At 58.1% G+C, this 17,193-nt stretch carries 16 protein-coding genes; 1 reads left to right on the top strand and 15 read right to left on the bottom strand.

Translation table 11 applies throughout. From position 1 onward, the window contains the following. Positions 1-6: 6 nt before the first annotated feature. The gene (locus K8I01_00950; GenBank protein MBZ0218990.1) at positions 7-2,295 is read left to right on the top strand and encodes a DEAD/DEAH box helicase; all 2,289 of its coding nucleotides are present in this window, start codon (positions 7-9) and stop codon (positions 2,293-2,295) included. Between the two features lie 225 nt (positions 2,296-2,520). Here the strand turns inward: K8I01_00950 and leuB are convergent, their stop codons facing one another. The 15 genes from leuB to rseP all read right to left on the bottom strand — a co-directional run bounded on the left by leuB (position 2,521) and on the right by rseP (position 17,166). Further along, positions 2,521-3,600 (bottom strand): 3-isopropylmalate dehydrogenase, encoded by a 1,080-nt coding sequence (leuB, locus tag K8I01_00945; protein MBZ0218989.1) that lies wholly within the window; start codon positions 3,598-3,600, stop codon positions 2,521-2,523. Between the two features lie 69 nt (positions 3,601-3,669). Then, positions 3,670-3,882 (bottom strand): DNA-binding protein, encoded by a 213-nt coding sequence (locus K8I01_00940; GenBank protein ID MBZ0218988.1) that lies wholly within the window; start codon positions 3,880-3,882, stop codon positions 3,670-3,672. Then, positions 3,879-4,373 (bottom strand): 3-isopropylmalate dehydratase small subunit, encoded by a 495-nt coding sequence (locus tag K8I01_00935; protein ID MBZ0218987.1) that lies wholly within the window; start codon positions 4,371-4,373, stop codon positions 3,879-3,881. The genes K8I01_00940 and K8I01_00935 overlap by 4 nt, the downstream gene beginning before the upstream one ends. Positions 4,374-4,425: 52 nt before the next feature. Further along, a complete protein-coding gene (locus K8I01_00930; GenBank protein MBZ0218986.1) occupies positions 4,426-5,070 on the bottom strand; it encodes a methyltransferase domain-containing protein in 645 nt (214 codons plus the stop codon). Positions 5,071-5,100: 30 nt separating this feature from the next. Continuing rightward, positions 5,101-6,360 carry a 3-isopropylmalate dehydratase large subunit gene (gene leuC, locus K8I01_00925; protein MBZ0218985.1) on the bottom strand — a complete coding sequence of 420 codons (1,260 nt, stop codon included), beginning with the start codon at positions 6,358-6,360 and terminating at the stop codon, positions 5,101-5,103. Between the two features lie 82 nt (positions 6,361-6,442). Continuing rightward, positions 6,443-7,984 carry a 2-isopropylmalate synthase gene (locus K8I01_00920; protein MBZ0218984.1) on the bottom strand — a complete coding sequence of 514 codons (1,542 nt, stop codon included), beginning with the start codon at positions 7,982-7,984 and terminating at the stop codon, positions 6,443-6,445. A gap of 8 nt (positions 7,985-7,992) precedes the next feature. Beyond that, positions 7,993-8,796, bottom strand: coding sequence for a CDP-diacylglycerol--serine O-phosphatidyltransferase (pssA, locus tag K8I01_00915; protein MBZ0218983.1), 804 nt, complete (start codon positions 8,794-8,796; stop codon positions 7,993-7,995). Beyond that, entirely contained in the window at positions 8,789-9,430 is a 642-nt protein-coding gene (locus K8I01_00910) for a phosphatidylserine decarboxylase family protein (GenBank protein MBZ0218982.1), read from the bottom strand. Before K8I01_00910 ends, pssA begins: the two co-directional genes overlap by 8 nt. Positions 9,431-9,524: 94 nt before the next feature. Further along, positions 9,525-10,541, bottom strand: a complete 1,017-nt coding sequence (gene ilvC, locus K8I01_00905) for a ketol-acid reductoisomerase (GenBank protein MBZ0218981.1) — start codon at positions 10,539-10,541, stop codon at positions 9,525-9,527. Between the two features lie 55 nt (positions 10,542-10,596). Continuing rightward, positions 10,597-11,082 carry an acetolactate synthase small subunit gene (gene ilvN, locus K8I01_00900; protein MBZ0218980.1) on the bottom strand — a complete coding sequence of 162 codons (486 nt, stop codon included), beginning with the start codon at positions 11,080-11,082 and terminating at the stop codon, positions 10,597-10,599. An 18-nt stretch (positions 11,083-11,100) separates the two neighbouring features. Continuing rightward, positions 11,101-12,795 (bottom strand): biosynthetic-type acetolactate synthase large subunit, encoded by a 1,695-nt coding sequence (gene ilvB / locus K8I01_00895; protein MBZ0218979.1) that lies wholly within the window; start codon positions 12,793-12,795, stop codon positions 11,101-11,103. A 35-nt stretch (positions 12,796-12,830) separates the two neighbouring features. Continuing rightward, entirely contained in the window at positions 12,831-14,492 is a 1,662-nt protein-coding gene (ilvD, locus tag K8I01_00890) for a dihydroxy-acid dehydratase (protein ID MBZ0218978.1), read from the bottom strand. 12 nt (positions 14,493-14,504) lie between these two features. After that, complete coding sequence (locus K8I01_00885) at positions 14,505-14,735, bottom strand: DUF465 domain-containing protein (GenBank protein ID MBZ0218977.1); 231 nt, start codon at positions 14,733-14,735, stop codon at positions 14,505-14,507. Positions 14,736-15,171: 436 nt separating this feature from the next. Then, positions 15,172-15,861 carry a tRNA (adenosine(37)-N6)-threonylcarbamoyltransferase complex dimerization subunit type 1 TsaB gene (gene tsaB / locus K8I01_00880; protein ID MBZ0218976.1) on the bottom strand — a complete coding sequence of 230 codons (690 nt, stop codon included), beginning with the start codon at positions 15,859-15,861 and terminating at the stop codon, positions 15,172-15,174. Between the two features lie 3 nt (positions 15,862-15,864). Next, entirely contained in the window at positions 15,865-17,166 is a 1,302-nt protein-coding gene (gene rseP / locus K8I01_00875; GenBank protein ID MBZ0218975.1) for an RIP metalloprotease RseP, read from the bottom strand. Positions 17,167-17,193 lie beyond the last annotated feature (27 nt).

Below are 17,193 nucleotides of genomic sequence, written 5' to 3'. Positions count from 1 at the left end.
TTTCCGATGGACATCAATTCGTTCATAGCAGAGATAAAGGCAAGGGCCGACCTGAGGGAGATAGTACACCACGAGGAACTCCCCTCCCGGGAGCCTGCCTACGCTGAACCTGCCCTGCCACTCCTGCCCGAGGTAAAGGAGGCCCTCGCGTCGATCGGGGTCGAGAGGCTCTTCACGCACCAGGCCGAAGGAATAGACCTCGTAAGGCAAGGGAAAAACGTGGTCGTCATGACCCCTACCGCCAGCGGGAAGAGCCTCATATACAACGTGCCGGTGGCAGAGGCCATCCTCAAGGATCCTGAGGCAAGGGCAATGTACATTTTCCCGCTAAAAGGGCTCGAGCAGGACCAGCTCGGTGCTTTCAGGGAGCTTACAGCAAGGCTCCCCATTGAAGCGGAAATAAAGGAGGAAAAAGGGAAAAGAAAGGCCTTCAAGCCCGGCATATCCGAGATATACGACGGCGATACCTCCCCATACAGGAGAAAGAAGATGCGCGAGGAGCCGCCTCGTGTCGTCCTTACTAACCCGGACATGATACACCTCGCCATAAACCCGTTCCACGGGAAGTGGGAGAGGTTCCTTTCGAACTTGAGGTTCGTAATAGTCGACGAGATACACGCCTACAGGGGCGTATTCGGCTCGCATGTGGCTAACGTCCTAAGGAGACTAAGGAGGGTAGCTAATCTTTACGGGAGCGACCCGGTCTTCATAGCCTCTTCGGCGACCATCGCAAACCCGAAAGAGCTGGCCGAGGGCCTTATTGGCAAGGACTTCGAGGCCATAACCGAAAGCGGCGCGCCAGCCGGGAGGAGGCACTTCCTTTTCCTCAACCCCGCTTCAGGCGGAAGCCCCTATACAACTGCTACAAGGCTTCTGGCCTCCTCGGTCCGGGCAGGTTTCAAGACCATTGCCTTTACAAAGGCCAGGAAGGTGACCGAGCTAATGCACTCCTGGATACTCGACGGCTGCCCTGATATAAGCCCGGTTGTAAGCTCCTACAGGGCAGGCTTCCTTCCCGAGGAGAGGCGCGATATCGAAAAAAGGCTTTTTAAAGGCGAGCTATCCGGGGTCATATCGACGAGCGCCCTCGAGCTCGGGGTCGATATAGGAGGCCTCGACGTCTGCATTCTCGTGGGCTATCCCGGGACCATAAGCTCGACATGGCAGAGGAGCGGCCGGGTCGGCAGGAGCGGACGCGACTCGCTCATCGTCATGGTAGCCCTCGCTGACGCGCTCGACCAGCATTTCATGCGTAACCCCCCGGACTTCTTCAGGCGCTCATCCGAATCCGCGGTCCTGGACCCGTTCAACAGGCCCATAGTAAAATCGCATCTCCTATCCGCGGCATCGGAGCGGTATCTAAGGGGCGACGACCAGGTCTATGATATGGCGAGACTTGAGCCTGTCCTCGAGGAACTGCAATCCGAAGGCAAGCTCAGGCGCGGCAGGCTCGACGTATGGTTCGCCAGGAAAAGGCGGCCCCAGATGGAGACCTCCATACGGGAGGCCGGAGAGGCCTACGCTATTATTAAAGACGGCGGCGGCCTGCTTGGCGAGTCAAGCTCGACGAGGGTCCTCTATGACCTCCATCCCGGCGCGATATACCTCCACAAGGGCCTCCAGTACAGGGTCGTCACTCTCGACATGCGCGACCGTGTGGCCGTCTGCAGGCCGGCTGGCGAGATAGCCTATTACACGCGGCCCATGACCGAGGAGGAATCCGAGATACTCTCCGAGGACGACTCGATGCCCTTGAGGAACGCGCTCGTTAAGTTCGGCACATTGAGAATCACTGAAAGGGTGCTCGGATACAGGAAAAAGCACATATTCACCGAGGCCCCGATGGGCGAGTTCCCGCTCGACCTGCCGCCCTCGGTATTCACTACCAAGGGAGTCTGGATGAAGGTCGGCGGAAGCGTTCTTGAAGAAGTGCGCGATAGCGGGTTCAGCATAGGCGGCGCTCTCCATGCCGCCGAGCACGCGATGATAGCGGCGCTCCCTCTATATGCCCTCTGCGACAGGATGGACCTCGGCGGAGTGAGCTACACCATGAACCCGGAGCTTCAGAGCCCCGCGATATTCGTCTATGACGGCCACGAGGGCGGGGTGGGACTTACCCGGAGGGGTTTCGATTGCCTGAGGAACTGGCTAGCCTCGGCCCTTGACCTCATGGAGGACTGCCCCTGCGAGGTGGCCTGCCCGTCCTGCACTCAGGACCCGAGGTGCGGCAATAATAACGAGCCGCTGGATAAGAGAGGGGCGTCCATTATAATCAGGGACTGGCTGGGTCGATGAGATCACTGGGTTTAAAGAATGCTCTTTTGAAATTAAAAAAGCCCTGCCAAACGGCAGGGCTTTTTTTGTTAATACCAAATAAGGAAACCTCTATAAATTAGAGATTTTTCCCGCAAACAAGGAAGGCCGGGAATAAAAAGCGGAACATATATGTCAATATGTGAGCATTTTTATTCCCGCCTGACGCAGAGTCCGGGGAAAAGATCATTTAGAGGTTGCCATAAATCAAAGCTCCTTCAATACAGCCTCTCCCATCTCGGAGCAGCTTACGCGGGTCATGCCGGGCTGCATGATATCGGCGGTCCGGAGGTTTTTCCTTAGGACCTTCTCGACAGCCATGTCGATCGAGTCAGCGGCCTCGTTCATGTCAAAGGAGTAGCGGAGCATCATGGACGCGGATAGTATGGTCGCAATGGGGTTCGCCATGCCCTTTCCGGCTATGTCCGGTGCGCTCCCGTGTATGGGCTCGTACATGGCCCTCCCCTTTCCCGAGCCGAGGCTCGCGGAAGGCAGCATCCCGATGGAGCCGGTAAGCATCGAAGCTTCGTCAGAAAGTATGTCGCCGAAGGTGTTCTCGGTCACGATAACGTCGAACTGCCTGGGGTTCCTTATGAGCTGCATGGAGCAGTTATCTACGTACATGTGGCTCAGTTCAACATCCGGGTAATCCTTCGACACCCTTACGACCACCTTCCTCCAGAGCTCGGTAGCCTCGAGGACGTTGGCCTTGTCGACGCTGCAGAGCTTCTTACTCCGCTTCCTTGCGACCTCGAACCCCACCCGTGCTATCCTCTCTATTTCAGAGGTAGTATAGACCATCGTGTTAACGCCACGCTCGGTCCCGTCCGGAAGCTTCTCGACACCCCTCGGCGAGCCGAAATAAAGCCCGCCGGTAAGCTCCCTTACCACGACGAGGTCCACGCCCTCTATTACCTCGGGCTTGAGGGTCGACGCCTCTATGAGCTCCTTGTATATCCTCGCGGGCCTCAAGTTTGCGAATAGGCCGAGCTCTTTTCTCAAGGCAAGAAGCGCCCTCTCGGGCCTTACGGAATAATCGAGCCCCTCCCATTTTGGGCCGCCGACCGCACCCAGAAGAACGGCGTCGCTCCCGAGGGCGATGCTCAGCACTTCATCCGTAAGCGGCACGCCGTTGGCGTCGATGGACGCGCCACCCACGAGGGCCTCGGTCAGATTGAACTCCGCCCCGAACCTCGAACCGACGGCCTTGAGGACCTTGAGCGCCTCTGCGACGATCTCCGGGCCTATGCCGTCCCCTGGCAATACAGCGACATTGAACCTTTTCACTTGCAAGCTCCTTCGGTGTTTTAGAGTCGATAGACGATTGAGCGGCTTGAAGCAGCCTGCGCGGAGACCTTACAGGGTGTTCGCGACCTTCTGGAGCACCTCCATGAAGGCGGCCAGGCCGCTTATGGGGATGACGACCGTGCTCCTCCTGTCGTTCGAGAGCTCGGCGACCTGCAGGAACCTCCCGCCATCGTTCTCCTTTAAGTCCACGAACAGGGTCTTGTTCTCTATATGCAGTTTCTCGCTGGAAAGGACCTTGCTTTTTGCGCCTTCCCTCTTCATACAAACCCCCTCTTCCTTATAGACTCCATGAGCCCGCCGGCCTTTATAAGCTCCTGCATGAACGGAGGCACCGGCCTGGCCGTGAAGCTCTTCCCCTTAGTGAGGTTTACGATGGAGCCTGTCGAGACGTCTATCTCAAGGACGTCCCCGTCGTCGGTAGCCCCGTATACCTCGTCCGATTCGAGAATAGTAAGCCCCATGTTGAATGAGTTCCTGTAGAATATCCTGGCGAAGCTCTTGGCGATGACGCAGGCCACCCCGGCTGCCTTTATGGCGATGGGCGCGTGCTCCCTCGATGAGCCGCACCCGAAGTTCTTGTCAGCGAGGATCATATCCCCGGGCTGCACCTTCGAGGCGAACGAGGGGTCCTCGTCCTCCATGCAGTGCTTCGCAAGCTCCGCCGGATCGGACGTATTCAGATAACGCGCAGGTATTATCTTGTCCGTATCTATGTCGGCTCCGTATTTCCAGACCCTGCCCTTAAGCTTCATCATCTCACCTCTAAAAAAATTTGTATTCAGGTCCGTCCTGCCGTCCGCTGCCCTATGCCCTCTTCGCGGTTACAAGCTGCAAGGACCTATGTGCCAGGAAAACGCGCCTGAAGTCCCTGAACCCCAGGCTTGAGATGAGCGACTGGATGTCCGCCCTCACCCATGCCCTGGCCGTCTCGCCCTCGAAGAAGGTAAAGACCAGTGACTGCAAAAGGCCTGCAAGCCCCTCGGCCCTGTGAAAATCAAATATAGCGAGCTGTCCGCCCGGCTTAAGCACCCTCCCGGCCTCTGAGAGTATTCCCCTGAGCGCCTCGGGTCTCGCCTCGTGGACCCCCATGGAGGCCATTACCCTGTCAAAAGACCCGTCAGCGAAGGGCAGGATTTCAGCATCTCCCCTTACGAGCCATATCCCGAGGTTTTCGTTTCTTGCTTTTTCGCGGGCGGCTTTTAGCATCCCTTCCGTAATATCTAGCGCGAATACGGAAGCCCCGCGCCGCGCCGCCATCAGAGAGAGTGTCGCCGTCCCTGAAAATATCTCCAGTATTCTTTGCCCGCCTTTGACGGCCGCCTCGTCAAGGACCCTCGCCCTCAAGCGGGCCTCTCCGCCGAAAGGAAGGGCCGCGAGCCTGACCCCCAGATCGTAAAGAGGGGCCAGCCAATCGTAAAGGTAAAAATGCGGGGGGCGGGGCTTTTTCATGGCGGTCTCGCGAGGCCCGGCCCTCCGGGCCTACTTCGATACCTCGTCCGGGTGGGCAATCCTCCCCTTTACGGCCGTGGCCGCGGCGACGGCGGGGTTCGCGAGGTAGACCTCGCTCTTCGGGTCCCCCATCCTGCCGACGAAGTTCCTGTTCGTGGTCGCAAGCGCCCTCTCACCGGCCGCGAGTATGCCCATGTGGCCTCCAAGGCACGGGCCGCAGGTCGGCGGGCTTATGACGGCCCCGGCCTTGAGGAATATGTCGAAGTAGCCCAGGCGCATGGCTTCGTTGTATATGAACGGGGTGGCGGGTATTACGATGAGCCGCACGTATTTCGCGACCTTCTTCCCCTTCAATACCCTGGCCGCGACCTTGAGGTCCTCGAGCCTGCCGTTCGTGCAAGAGCCGATTATGACCTGGTCTATTGTAATGTTCTTAAGCTCGGATACCTTTTTAGTATTCTCCGGGAGGTGCGGGCAGGCTACCGTCGGCTCTATACCCGAGCAGTCGTACTCCCTTACTTCCACGTATGCTGCGCCGGGGTCGCTCGAATAGAACTTGTACGGCCTTTCGGCCCTGCCGTCCACATATTCCTTAGTGACCGCGTCGGGAGCTATTATCCCGCTCTTTGCGCCCGCCTCGATTGCCATGTTGCAGATCGACATACGAGAGTCCATAGAGAGCTTCTCTATGGACTTGCCGGTAAACTCCATGGCCCTATAGAGCGCGCCATCGACTCCTATGTCGCCTATTACGCGGAGGATCAGGTCCTTGCCGCTCACCCACTTGTTGAGCTTCCCTTCGAAGACGAATTTCATGGACTCCGGGACCTTGAACCACACCTCGCCGGTTACCATCGCGGCTGCGAGGTCGGTGGAGCCGACTCCGGTCGAGAAGGCCCCGAGCGCGCCGTATGTGCAGGTATGGGAGTCCGCGCCTATGACGACGTCTCCCGGCACGACTATCCCCTTCTCCGGAAGGAGCGCGTGCTCAACGCCCACATCACCGCCCTCGTAATAGTGCTTAAGCTTCTGCTCCTTCGCGAACTCCCTGAGTATTTTTACCTGGGCGGCGGACTTTATGTCCTTGTTAGGCGTGAAGTGGTCGGGGACAAGTACGACCTTGTTCCTGTTAAAGACCTTCTTTGCGCCGACGTTCCTGAACTCGTGTATTGCTATGGGCGCGGTTATGTCGTTCCCGAGCGCGATGTCCACCTTGGCGTTTATAAGCTCGCCGGGCGCGACCTCCTTAAGCCCGGCGTGCTTCGCAAGGATCTTCTCCGTAATCGTCATCTGCCTCATGCTCTTCCAGAACCTCTCGCTTTCTGAATGGGATAACCCTTGGCGGGCTTGAACTCCTGAATGACGCGCGCCACTACAGGACCGGGGTGTCGCGCTTCTCCTTCTTCATGTGCTCGAGCCTGTTGAGCGCGTTTATGTAGGCCTTCGCGCTCGCGACTATTATGTCGGTGTGTGAGCCCTGGCCGAGCACAATGTGCCCGCCTTCCTCCACCCTGACCGAGACCTCTCCCTGCGCGTCGGTGCCGCCGGTGATGGCGTTTACCGAGTACTTGAGGAGCCTGCTCTTTGTCCCGGTAATGGACGCTATGGTGTTGTAGGCTGCGTCAACCGGGCCGTCCCCGGTCCCCGAGCTTACGGAGGTCTTGCCGTCGACCTCCATCTCGACCTCTGCCCTGGGGGACGTGTCGGTCCCGCTCTCTACCCTGAGCTTGACGAGTCTGTACCTGTCTGGCACCTCGACCCTCAGCACCTCGTCCTGCACTATGGCTTCGAGGTCCTCGTCGAAGACCTCCTTTTTAAGGTCAGCGAGCCTCTTGAAGGTCTCGAAGGCCCTCTCGAGGTTCTCCTGTGAAAGGTCGTAGCCCATCTCCGAAAGCCTCGTCTTGAAGGCGTGGCGGCCGGAGTGCTTGCCGAGCACCAGCTTCGAGCGGGATATGCCGACCGACTCGGGCCGCATTATCTCGTAGGTGGACTTGTCCTTGAGAAGGCCGTCCTGGTGGATGCCCGACTCGTGCGCGAAGGCGTTGTCGCCTACGATGGCCTTGTTGGGCTGCACCATTATGCCGGTTATGCCGCTTACGAGCCTGCTCGCGGGATATATCTGCTCCGTGGCGATGCCGGTCTCAAGGCCGAGGACGTCCTTCCTGGTCCTGAGTATCATGACTATCTCTTCGAGGGAGGCGTTACCCGCCCTCTCGCCGATGCCGTTTATGGTGCACTCGACCTGCCTTGCGCCGTTCACGACAGCGGCAAGGGAGTTCGCTACCGCAAGCCCGAGGTCGTTATGGCAGTGCACTGATATTATCGCCCTGTCGATGTTCCTTACGTTGTCGCGTATGCCCTTTATGAGCGCTCCGAACTGGTCCGGGAGCGCGTAGCCGACGGTATCAGGGATATTCACGGTCCCTGCGCCGGCCTCGATAACGGCCTCGATCATCTCGTAAAGGTATGCGGGCTCGGTCCTCGACGCGTCCATTGCCGAGAACTCGACGTCGTCGACGTGGCCCCGCGCCCTCTTGACCATCTCGACGGCCCTTTCAAGGGCCTCGCTCCTGGTGAGCCGGAACTGGTGCTTGAGATGTATCTCCGAAGTCGAAATGAAGGTATGTATCCTGGCCCTGGCCGCGCCCTTAAGCGCGCCTGCGGCCGCGTCTATGTCCTCGGGCTTGCACCTGGCAAGGCTGCATATGACCGGCCCCTCGACCTCAAGCGCTATCCTCCGGACCGAATCGAAGTCCCCGGGCGAGCTGAATGCGAACCCCGCCTCTATGACGTCTACGCCGAGCTTCGTAAGCTGCCTTGCTACGGCGATCTTCTCCTCGACGTTCATCGAGGCGCCCGGCGACTGCTCCCCGTCTCTCAATGTAGTATCGAAAATCCTGACCCTGTTATCCATGCTGTATCCTATCCCTTTGACCCGGCTTCTTTCGCTTCCTTCCTGTCCTTGGCAGGCGCCTTGAGCGACACCTTCCTCCGCTTGTCCACTATCGTCGTTATGGGCCCGGATAGCATATATCCCAGGCTCAGTATGAATAGCATCACAGGCGGGTTCGATGCCACTACTATCAGGAGGAATATAATGCCGACCAGAAGCCTGAAGGGCATCCTCTGCGAGGGGCTCAATTCCTTGAAGCTGTAGTAATGCACGTTGCTTATCATGAGGAACGCGAGCGTGTACACGAGGACGAGTATGGTCACGTGCCTTACAGTCTCGTCGCCCCGGCCCAGGTGGAAGAACATGAGTACCGTCGACGCCACGAGCACCGCCGCAGCGGGGATCGGCAGGCCGTTAAAGCGCTTGCTCTCGACTGTCGTCACCTGCACGTTGAACCGGGCCAGTCTGAGTGCGCCGCAAACGACATACAGGAACGCCGCGAGCCAGCCGTACCTCCCGAATGGCCGCAATGCCCATGTGAATATGAGGACCGCCGGGGCGAGGCCGAAGGCGATGAGGTCCGAAAGCGAGTCGTACTCGACCCCGAACTTGCTCGTCGAGCCGGTGAGCCTCGCGATCCTGCCGTCAAGCCCGTCCAGCACCGCGGAGATGATTATCGCTATGGCCGCGTACTCGTACTTGCCGTCGAACGAGGCGATGATGGCGTAGAAACCGCCGAAAAGGCTCGCCGAGGTTATGAGGTTCGGAAGGAGGTACACCCCCCTCTTGACCTTCTTCTTTTCGCTATCCAGGTTTATTTCGTTATCAAGCATCCCATTTTCCTATTATTGAGGAGCCTGCCCTGACCTTGTCCCCAACCTTGACATTCGGCGACGCTCCGGCCGGGAGGTATACGTCCACCCTCGACCCGAAACGTATCATGCCGAACCTCTCGCCTTTGCCGTAGCTCATGCCCGGCCTTGCGTAGCAGACTATCCTCCTCGCTATGAGCCCGGCTATCTGGTTGAAGGCGAACTTCCTGCCGCCCCGGTCCTCCATTACGACGGCGTTCTGCTCGTTCATGAGCGACGCCTTGTCAAGGGAGGCGTTGAAGAACTTGCCGGGGTTGTATAAGACGTCCACCACCCTGCCCTGGGCAGGGACCCTGTTCACGTGGACATTGAATACGTTCATGAATATGCAGACGCGGAGCGCGTCGGCCTTGAGGAACTTATCGTCCCTTATACGCTCGACTTTTATCACCCTGCCGTCCGCGGGGCTGACTATCGCTTTGGGGTCAGGCGGGGTCTCCCTCTCAGGATCCCTGAAGAACGCGACCACGAATACGGCAAGCGGTATAAAAAGCGCCTCAAGCCAGCGGAGTCCCGCCAGCCACACCACAATTATACAAAAAAAAGCGGCCAGGATAAAGGGATAACCTTCCCTGGCAACCGGAATCCTTGCCAATGACGCCTCCTGCTACTCCCCCTGTAATACGATAATACCCTCCCACATGGGGAGGGTATCGTCAAAGAGCGGGGGGCCTCTCCTCGGAAAGACCTCAGTTCTTTTCCTTGTCTACTATCTTCCCCTTCTTGAGCCAGGGCATCATGTCGCGGAGCTTCCCGCCGACCTCTTCTATCTGGTGCTCCTGGCCGAGCCTGGTGAGGGCTGAGAATACGGGCTTGTTTGCCTTGTTCTCGAGCATCCAGTCCCTGGCGAATTCTCCGGTCTGTATCTCCCGGAGTATCTTCTTCATCTCTTTCTTGGTCTCGTCGGTAATGACCCTCGGGCCGCGCGTGAGGTCGCCGTACTGCGCCGTGTTGCTTATCGAGTACCTCATGTTCGATATGCCGCCCTCGTATATGAGGTCCACTATGAGCTTCATCTCATGCAGGCACTCGAAGTAGGCCATCTCGGGCGGATAGCCTGCCTCTACAAGCGTTTCGAAGCCCGCCTGTATGAGGGCGCTAACGCCGCCGCAGAGGACCGCCTGCTCTCCGAAGAGGTCGGTCTCGGTCTCGTCCTTGAAGGTCGTCTCTATGACGCCGGCCCTTCCGCCGCCTATGGCGCTCGCGTAGGCAAGGGCCATCTGGAGCGTGTCGCCGGACGGGTCCTGGTAAACGGCCACGAGCGCCGGGACGCCAGCGCCCCTCGTGAACTCGTGCCTTACGAGGTGGCCCGGCCCCTTGGGAGCCGCCATGAATACGTTCACAGACTTATCCGGAGTAATCTGCCCGAAGTGGATGTTGAAGCCGTGCGCGAAGGCGAGGTACGCGCCCTTTTTGAGGTTCGGGCCTATCTCGGTCTTGTAGAGGTCGCCCTGGAGCTCGTCCGGAACGAGTATCATAACTATGTCGGCGCCCTTCACGGCGTCGCTAACGTTCTGCACCTTCACTCCGGCCGCCTCGGCCTTCTTCCACGAACTACCGTCCTTCCTCAAACCGACGACGACGTCGACGCCGCTGTCCTTCAAGTTCAGCGAGTGCGCGTGCCCCTGGCTTCCAAAACCTATGACCGCAACCTTTTTGGACCGGATCTTCTCAAGGCTTGCGTCCTTGTCATAATAGACCTTCATCAACAGAATCCTCCCCTTCTATTTTTCGCAATCCGTATAGTCGCTTTACGCTCGATCATCTCTGCTTGGGGCTCCTGGCCATGGCCACCCTTCCGGTCCGGACGATTTCCTTTATGCCGAAGGGACGGAGAAGCTCGGTAATGGCCCGTATCTTCTCCTCGTCACCGGTTATCTCTATGGTGTAGGTCCGGGAACTTACGTCCACGACCTTGGCCCTGAATATGTCGACTATCGAGAGTATCTCGGCCCTCGTCTCGGCCGTGAGGTTCACCTTTATGAGCGCGAGCTCCCTTTCGATATGCTCCTCGCCCGTGAAGTCGTAGACCTTTATGACGTTCACGAGCTTGTTCAATTGCTTGTTTATCTGCTCGAGGACCTTGTCGTCGCCGCTCGTGACGATGGTCATCCGCGATATCTTCGGGTCAAAGGTCTCGGCCACCGAGAGGCTCTCTATATTGAAGCCCCTTCCCGAGAAAAGACCGGATATGCGCGAGAGCACGCCGAACTCGTTCGTGACAAGGACTGATATCGTATGGCGCACGCTTTTGGACCTCCGAAGTTAGACCAACAGCATCTTGTTCAAGGGCTGGCCCGCAGGGACCATGGGGTAGACGCACTCGAACTGGTCGACCCTGAAGTCCATCAAAACCGGCCTGTCCTTCACTGCCAGGCCCTTTTCCAGCACCTTCTCGACCTCGCCGGGCTTGGTCGCCCGGAGGCCGACTGCCCCGTATGCCTCCGCGAGCTTGACAAAGTCCGGGGCGACGGAGATGCAGGTGTGGGAATACCTCTTCTGGAAGAAGAGCTCCTGCCACTGCCTGACCATCCCGAGGACCATGTTATTGAGTATCACTACCTTTACCGGGAGCTTGTACTGCACGGCTGTGGCGAGTTCCTGTATGTTCATCTGGAGCGACCCGTCGCCGGCTATGTCCACGACGGTCTTCTCCGGAAACGCTATCTGGGCGCCGATCGCCGCCGGGAAGCCGAAGCCCATGGTGCCTAGGCCGCCGGAGGTAAGGAAGGTCCGGGCCTTGTCGTACTTGAAGAACTGGGCCGCCCACATCTGGTTCTGCCCGACCTCGGTCGTTATTATGGCGTCCCCGCCCGTAAGCTCATAGAGCTTCTCTATGACGAACTGGGGTTTTATCTTCCCCTTGGGGTCCTGCTTATACGACAGCCTGTGGCTTCCGCTCCATCCCTCGATTTCGTCCCTCCAGGGCTGTATCCCTTTTTTAAACTCCCTGGCGGGCGGGCAGGCCTTCAAGAGGTCTTTCAGGACCGTCTTTACGTCCCCGACTATCGGGATATCGACCTTGACGTTCTTGCTTATCGAGGTAGGGTCTATGTCGATGTGCACGATCCCCGCGTAAGGCGCAAACTCGTCAATCTTGCCGGTGACCCTGTCATCGAACCGCGCGCCCACTGCCACAAGGCAGTCGGTATTCATGACAGCCATGTTGGCCGCGTAGGTGCCGTGCATGCCGAGCATGCCCATGAAGAGCTGGTGCGTGCCGGGAAACGCGCCGAGGCCCATGAGCGTGGTCGTCGTAGGTATCCCGAGCTTCTCCGAGAAGGCCTTCATCTCGGCAGAGGCATTGGACAAGACCACCCCGCCCCCGGCGTAGACGACCGGCCTCTTGGAGGCGAGTATCAGCTCCAGGGCCTTTTTTATCTGGCCGGGGTGGCCCTTGTAGTTGGGCTGGTAGCTCTCTATGCTTGCCTTCTCCGGGTACTTGCAATCCTGCAGCGTAGCCGTAAGCACGTCTTTCGGAATATCGACAAGCACCGGGCCCGGCCTTCCGGTCGTCGCTATGTAGAAAGACTCCTTTATTATCCTCGGAAGGTCCCTTATGTCCTTTACGAGGTAGTTATGCTTCGTGCACGGCCTGGTGATGCCTACGATATCCGCCTCCTGGAAGGCGTCGTTCCCTATGAGCGGCGTCGGCACCTGGCCGGTAAAGACGACCATGGGGATCGAGTCCATGTACGCTGTTGCAATGCCGGTTACGGTGTTGGTCGCGCCGGGGCCAGAGGTCACGACCACGACCCCCGGCTTCCCGGAGGCCCTCGCGTAACCGTCGGCCATGTGCACCGCGCCCTGCTCGTGCCTTACGAGGATGTGCCTCAGGGGGCTATCGTAAAGGGCGTCGTAGATGGGCAGCACCGCCCCGCCCGGGAAACCGAATATGGTGTCCACGCCCTCCTTAAGGAGGCATTCGATGAAGATCTCAGCGCCGTTTTTCCTGTTCATGCAGAAGATATCCCGTTTAAAAGTGCTGTTTGGACCTAAGCCTTTAATACAGCCCCGGTATAGGCGGAGGTGACTGACTTCGCGTATCTCGCAAGCCAGCCGTCCTTTATCTTTGGAGGCGGCGTCTTCCACGCCTTTTTTCGCGCCTCAAGCTCATTATCGGACACCTTGAGCTCCATCTTCCTTGCGGGAATATCGAGCTCGATTGTGTCGCCGTCCTTTACGAGCGCTATGGGCCCGCCCTCCATGGCCTCGGGCGATATGTGGCCTATGCACGGCCCCCTTGTGCCGCCGGAAAACCTCCCGTCGGTAATGAGGGCTACGCTTTCGCCCATTCCCATGCCCATGAGGGCCGCCGTGGGCGCGAGCATCTCTCTCATGCCGGGGCCGCCCTTGGGCCCTTCGTATCTTATCACTATTACGCTACCCGCCTTGATATCGCGGCCTATTATCGCCTTCATTGCGGCTTCTTCGGAATCGAAGACGCGGGCAGTGCCGGTGAAGCGCATCATCTTTTCGCTAACGCCGGACTGCTTTACCACTGCCCCGAACGGCGCGAGGTTCCCCTTGAGTACCGCTATGCCGCCTTCCTTATGGTAGGCCTCGGAGAGGGGCTTGATGACGCGCTCGTCGACATAGTCGACACCGTCGATTATCGCCTTTATCCTCTTGCCCGAAACCGTCGGGTTGTCCTTTATGAGGTCCTTAAGCCTCAAAAGGAGCGCGCTTATGCCGCCCCCCCAGTGAAGGTCCTCCATGTAATACTCCCCGACCGGCTCGAGCGAGGTTATGTGCGGGGTCGTGAGGCTCAAGTCGTTAAAGACGTCCAGCGGTAGCTTTACGCCCGCCTCGTGCGCTATGGCAAGGAGGTGGAGGACAGTATTGGACGAGCCGCCGAGCGCGAGGTCAGCCCTTATGGCGTTCTCGAAGGCCGCCCTCGTCATTATCTTCCTCGGGGTGATGTTCTTCCTTACGAGCTCTACGGCGCGCACGCCGCTATCAAAGGCGATCCTCCGCTTTTCCGCAGAGGCGGCAAGGGCCGTGCCGCAGAAAGGGAGGCTCATGCCCATGACTTCCGTCAGGCAGCTCATCGTATTCGCGGTGTAGAGGCCCTGGCAGGAGCCAGCGCCGGGGCAGGCCCCGGTCTCGCAGGCGTTAAGCTCCTCTTTGGTTATCTCGCCGGCCCGGAAACGGCCCATGGCCTCGAAGGTGTTCCTTATGAACGAGGTCTTTCTCCCCTTGTACCTTCCGGTCAGCATGGGTCCGGCGGTTACGACTATTGACGGGATATTGAGGCGCGCAGAGCCCATGAGCATGCCGGGCGTTATCTTATCGCAGTTGGTAAGGAGGATGAGCCCGTCAAAGGCGTGTGCCTCGGCCACGCTCTCGATTGTATCGGCGATGAGCTCCCTCGAAGGAAGGGAATAATGCATCCCCCTGTGCCCCATGGCTATGCCGTCGCATATGCCGGGCAGGCCGAAAAACATGGGATAGCCGCCGCCGGTGTGGACGCCCTTCTCTATGAACCTCTCGAGGTCCCTCATGCCGATGTGGCCGGGTATGAGGTCCGAGAAGCTCGTGGCAACGCCGATGAAGGGCTTCTTCATCTCGCCGGTGGGTATGCCTGTCGCGTAAAGGAGGGCCCTCGACGGGACCCTATCAAGTCCTTTCTTTACTCTGTCACTTCTATTCGGCATCTACGGCTGCGGCTACGCCCCCTTCTCCTCAGCGAAATCTGAAACCCTCTTCTCCATCTCGTCCTTCAGGGCGAGCTTCAATTTCTTGAGCCTGTTCTTTTCCATCGTTTCGTCGGCTGTGAGCCTCGGCTTTTTCTCGAGCTTCGCGACCTGGTTCTCATAGTCCTGATGGCTCTTGTAGATCTTCCTGAAACCCTCGTCCTCTTCGAGAAGCTTTTTCAGAATCTCTTCGCGTCTCTCCATTCAAGCCTCCCTTCCACTTTGAGGTCACTGTTTCGGGTTTTTCCGCATTTCTCCCCTCTCAGGAAACAGGCTCATGACGTTTAAAAAAAGTGCTTGTTTTTCAAGGACAAAGCCAAATTTCATGATATCGCAACCCGAAGAGCTTGTCAATTTGTTACCAAAAAGGCTTTTTGCGCCTGTATTGGCGGGAAAAATAATTTCTTATAACCCATTCCAGCGCCCAAGTCCATAAAAAACCAAGCAATAGAACGGAAAAAACAGGGATTTGGCTGTCCCGGAAGGAAAACGAACGGTAGAGAATTTTTGAGGCTGCCCTTTAATGGACTACCCGAAGCTTGCATCGGGTATCAGACCCCAAGAAATAGAATGAAGAGGTGGGAAGGCCGGGTTATTAAGGCCGGTCCGGACCAATTCCTCTCTCATATTAATTAATGCTTTAGAGCTTGCTTTTAAGCTCGGCCTCGGATTTCCGCAGGTATACCGGGACGAGCTCCGCGGGAGAGACGGCCTCCCCGGCGTGCTCGAAGGCAAGAAGCCCTACGTTAGAGGCCCTTATGTGCCATAGATGGGGCGGGGCCGCGTATGCGTCCCTGAGCGTTTCGACGAGCAGTTCCATGTAGACGGAAAGTCCGCTCCCGAGGAATACTATTTCCCCCTCAAGCCCCCTTCCCTCTATCTCCTTCAAGAGGGCCTCGGGCCTCATCGCCGAATCCGGCATTACCGCCTTGGGGAGCCCGGACATTGTCTCGTAAAGGGCCGTGTACACCTCGCCCTTACGGGCGTCCAGGACCGGGCAGACGACCCTCGCGGAATACGGGAGGTTCATGGCGAGCGAGGCGAGAGTCGATACACCGGCAATATCTTTCCCGAGCGGCCATGCAAGCCCCTTGAGGGCCGATATGCCGATACGTAGGCCCGTGAAGGAACCGGGGCCGACGTCAATGGCGAAAAGGTCTATCTCGTCGAGCTTCTGCCCGGCGTTTTTAAGGTGGGCCTCAAGCGATTTGAGGAGCCAGTTGGAATGGGTCCCGGCGTCTCCTACCGTCCATTCGGAAATGAGCCTTCTATCTTCGAGGAGGGCTATCGAGCCTGACTGGGACGAGGTGTCGATTGCCAGTATCTTCAAGGCCTATCCGAATATGCGGAAGAGGTCGTTATAGGTCACAAGGAGCATGAGCATGATGAGGAGAGCTATGCCCACCTGCTGGGCCGCGGTCATGAACTTTTCGCTCAAGGGCTTGCCCTTTACGGCCTCCATCCCGAAAAAGACGAGGTGGCCGCCGTCAAGGACCGGTATTGGAAAGAGGTTTATTATGCCTAGCTGCAGGCTCAGGAAGGCCATGAGGGAGAGGAGGTCGGCTATTCCCGACTCGGCGGCCTTGCCAGCGACCTGCGCAATCATTATGGGGCCGCCGAGCGTCTTAAGCGAGTAGTCGCCGACTATAAGCCCCTTTACGACCACGAAGAGCTTGTAGGTCATGTCAACTCCAGAGGCTACCCCCCTCTGAATAGACTCGATAAAGCCGTATTGCCTCTTGACCTGCTCCTCCTGGCGGGAGATGCCCACGAGCCAGGCCTTGGCCTCTTCGTTGTAGACAGGGGTTATCTCAAAGATAAGCTCTTCGCCTCCCCTCGCCACTTTTATGGCCTTCTTGTCGCCGCTCTTGTGTATCGCGCTTTCAAGCTCCGCCCAATGGGCTATGGGCGTTCCGTTTATCGAGAGTATTTTGTCCCCTGCCTTAAGCCCGGCGTCCTTTGCCGGAAATCCCGGGGCGACCCCGCCTATTACGGGCTCCATGGGCGGGAACATCCCGCCGTAGCCAGCGCCTGTCGCCTCGGAGACATCCGGCACAAGGGTAGTCTCATGACGCGAGCCGTCCCTTAGATATGCGACATTGAGCTCCTTCCCGGGGCTCATGGCGAGGCCCATGAGGAGTTCCTCCCAGTTCCCGGTTTCCTTGCCGGAAACCGAGACAATGGTATCGCCTCTTTTGATGCCGGCCTTGTCTGCCGGCTCATTGGGGGCGACATACCCTACCTCCGCTGGCTTTTCGAGATAGACCGGGACCTGTATGCCTATCATAAAGATGAGCGGCATTAGGACTATGGCGAGGACCAGGTTCATCGCGGGCCCAGCGGCCACGATGGATGCCCTCTTCCAGAGGGGCTTGTGCGTGAAAGATTTTGCCCTGAGTTCCTCGGTTATCTCCTCGCCGGGCGCTTCCCCCACCATCTTCACATAGCCTCCGAGCGGCAGAAGCGAGATCCTGTACTCGGTCTCCCCTCTCCGGATGCCGACAAGCTTCGGGCCAAAGCCCAGTGAGAACTTCTCTACTCCAACTCCACTGGCCTTTGCGGCGAGAAAATGGCCAAGCTCGTGTATGAAAATCAGTATGCCGAGGACGATTATGAAGGATATTATCGTTGTCATCTTCTATCTCAGGCGTAAATTTTGAGG

The sequence above is a fragment of the Deltaproteobacteria bacterium genome (assembly GCA_019912665.1).
In the GTDB taxonomy this organism is placed as follows: domain Bacteria; phylum Desulfobacterota; class GWC2-55-46; order GWC2-55-46; family GWC2-55-46; genus UBA5799.
Note: the sequence above shows the minus strand (reverse complement) of the source record. Positions and strands in the feature narration are given on the sequence as shown.

Excerpts from the sequence above, each read along its gene's own strand:
- K8I01_00950 (MBZ0218990.1), top strand. The coding sequence starts at position 7 with ATGGACATCAATTCGTTCATAGCAGAGATAAAGGCAAGGGCCGACCTG.
- K8I01_00940 (MBZ0218988.1), bottom strand. The coding sequence starts at position 3,882 with ATGAAGAGGGAAGGCGCAAAAAGCAAGGTCCTTTCCAGCGAGAAACTG.
- K8I01_00935 (MBZ0218987.1), bottom strand. The coding sequence starts at position 4,373 with ATGAAGCTTAAGGGCAGGGTCTGGAAATACGGAGCCGACATAGATACG.
- K8I01_00930 (MBZ0218986.1), bottom strand. The coding sequence starts at position 5,070 with ATGAAAAAGCCCCGCCCCCCGCATTTTTACCTTTACGATTGGCTGGCC.
- leuC (MBZ0218985.1), bottom strand. The coding sequence starts at position 6,360 with ATGACGATTACGGAGAAGATCCTTGCGAAGCACGCCGGGCTTAAGGAG.
- K8I01_00920 (MBZ0218984.1), bottom strand. The coding sequence starts at position 7,984 with ATGGATAACAGGGTCAGGATTTTCGATACTACATTGAGAGACGGGGAG.
- pssA (MBZ0218983.1), bottom strand. The coding sequence starts at position 8,796 with ATGCTTGATAACGAAATAAACCTGGATAGCGAAAAGAAGAAGGTCAAG.
- ilvC (MBZ0218981.1), bottom strand. The coding sequence starts at position 10,541 with ATGAAGGTCTATTATGACAAGGACGCAAGCCTTGAGAAGATCCGGTCC.
- ilvB (MBZ0218979.1), bottom strand. The coding sequence starts at position 12,795 with ATGAACAGGAAAAACGGCGCTGAGATCTTCATCGAATGCCTCCTTAAG.
- ilvD (MBZ0218978.1), bottom strand. The coding sequence starts at position 14,492 with ATGCCGAATAGAAGTGACAGAGTAAAGAAAGGACTTGATAGGGTCCCG.
- K8I01_00885 (MBZ0218977.1), bottom strand. The coding sequence starts at position 14,735 with ATGGAGAGACGCGAAGAGATTCTGAAAAAGCTTCTCGAAGAGGACGAG.
- rseP (MBZ0218975.1), bottom strand. The coding sequence starts at position 17,166 with ATGACAACGATAATATCCTTCATAATCGTCCTCGGCATACTGATTTTC.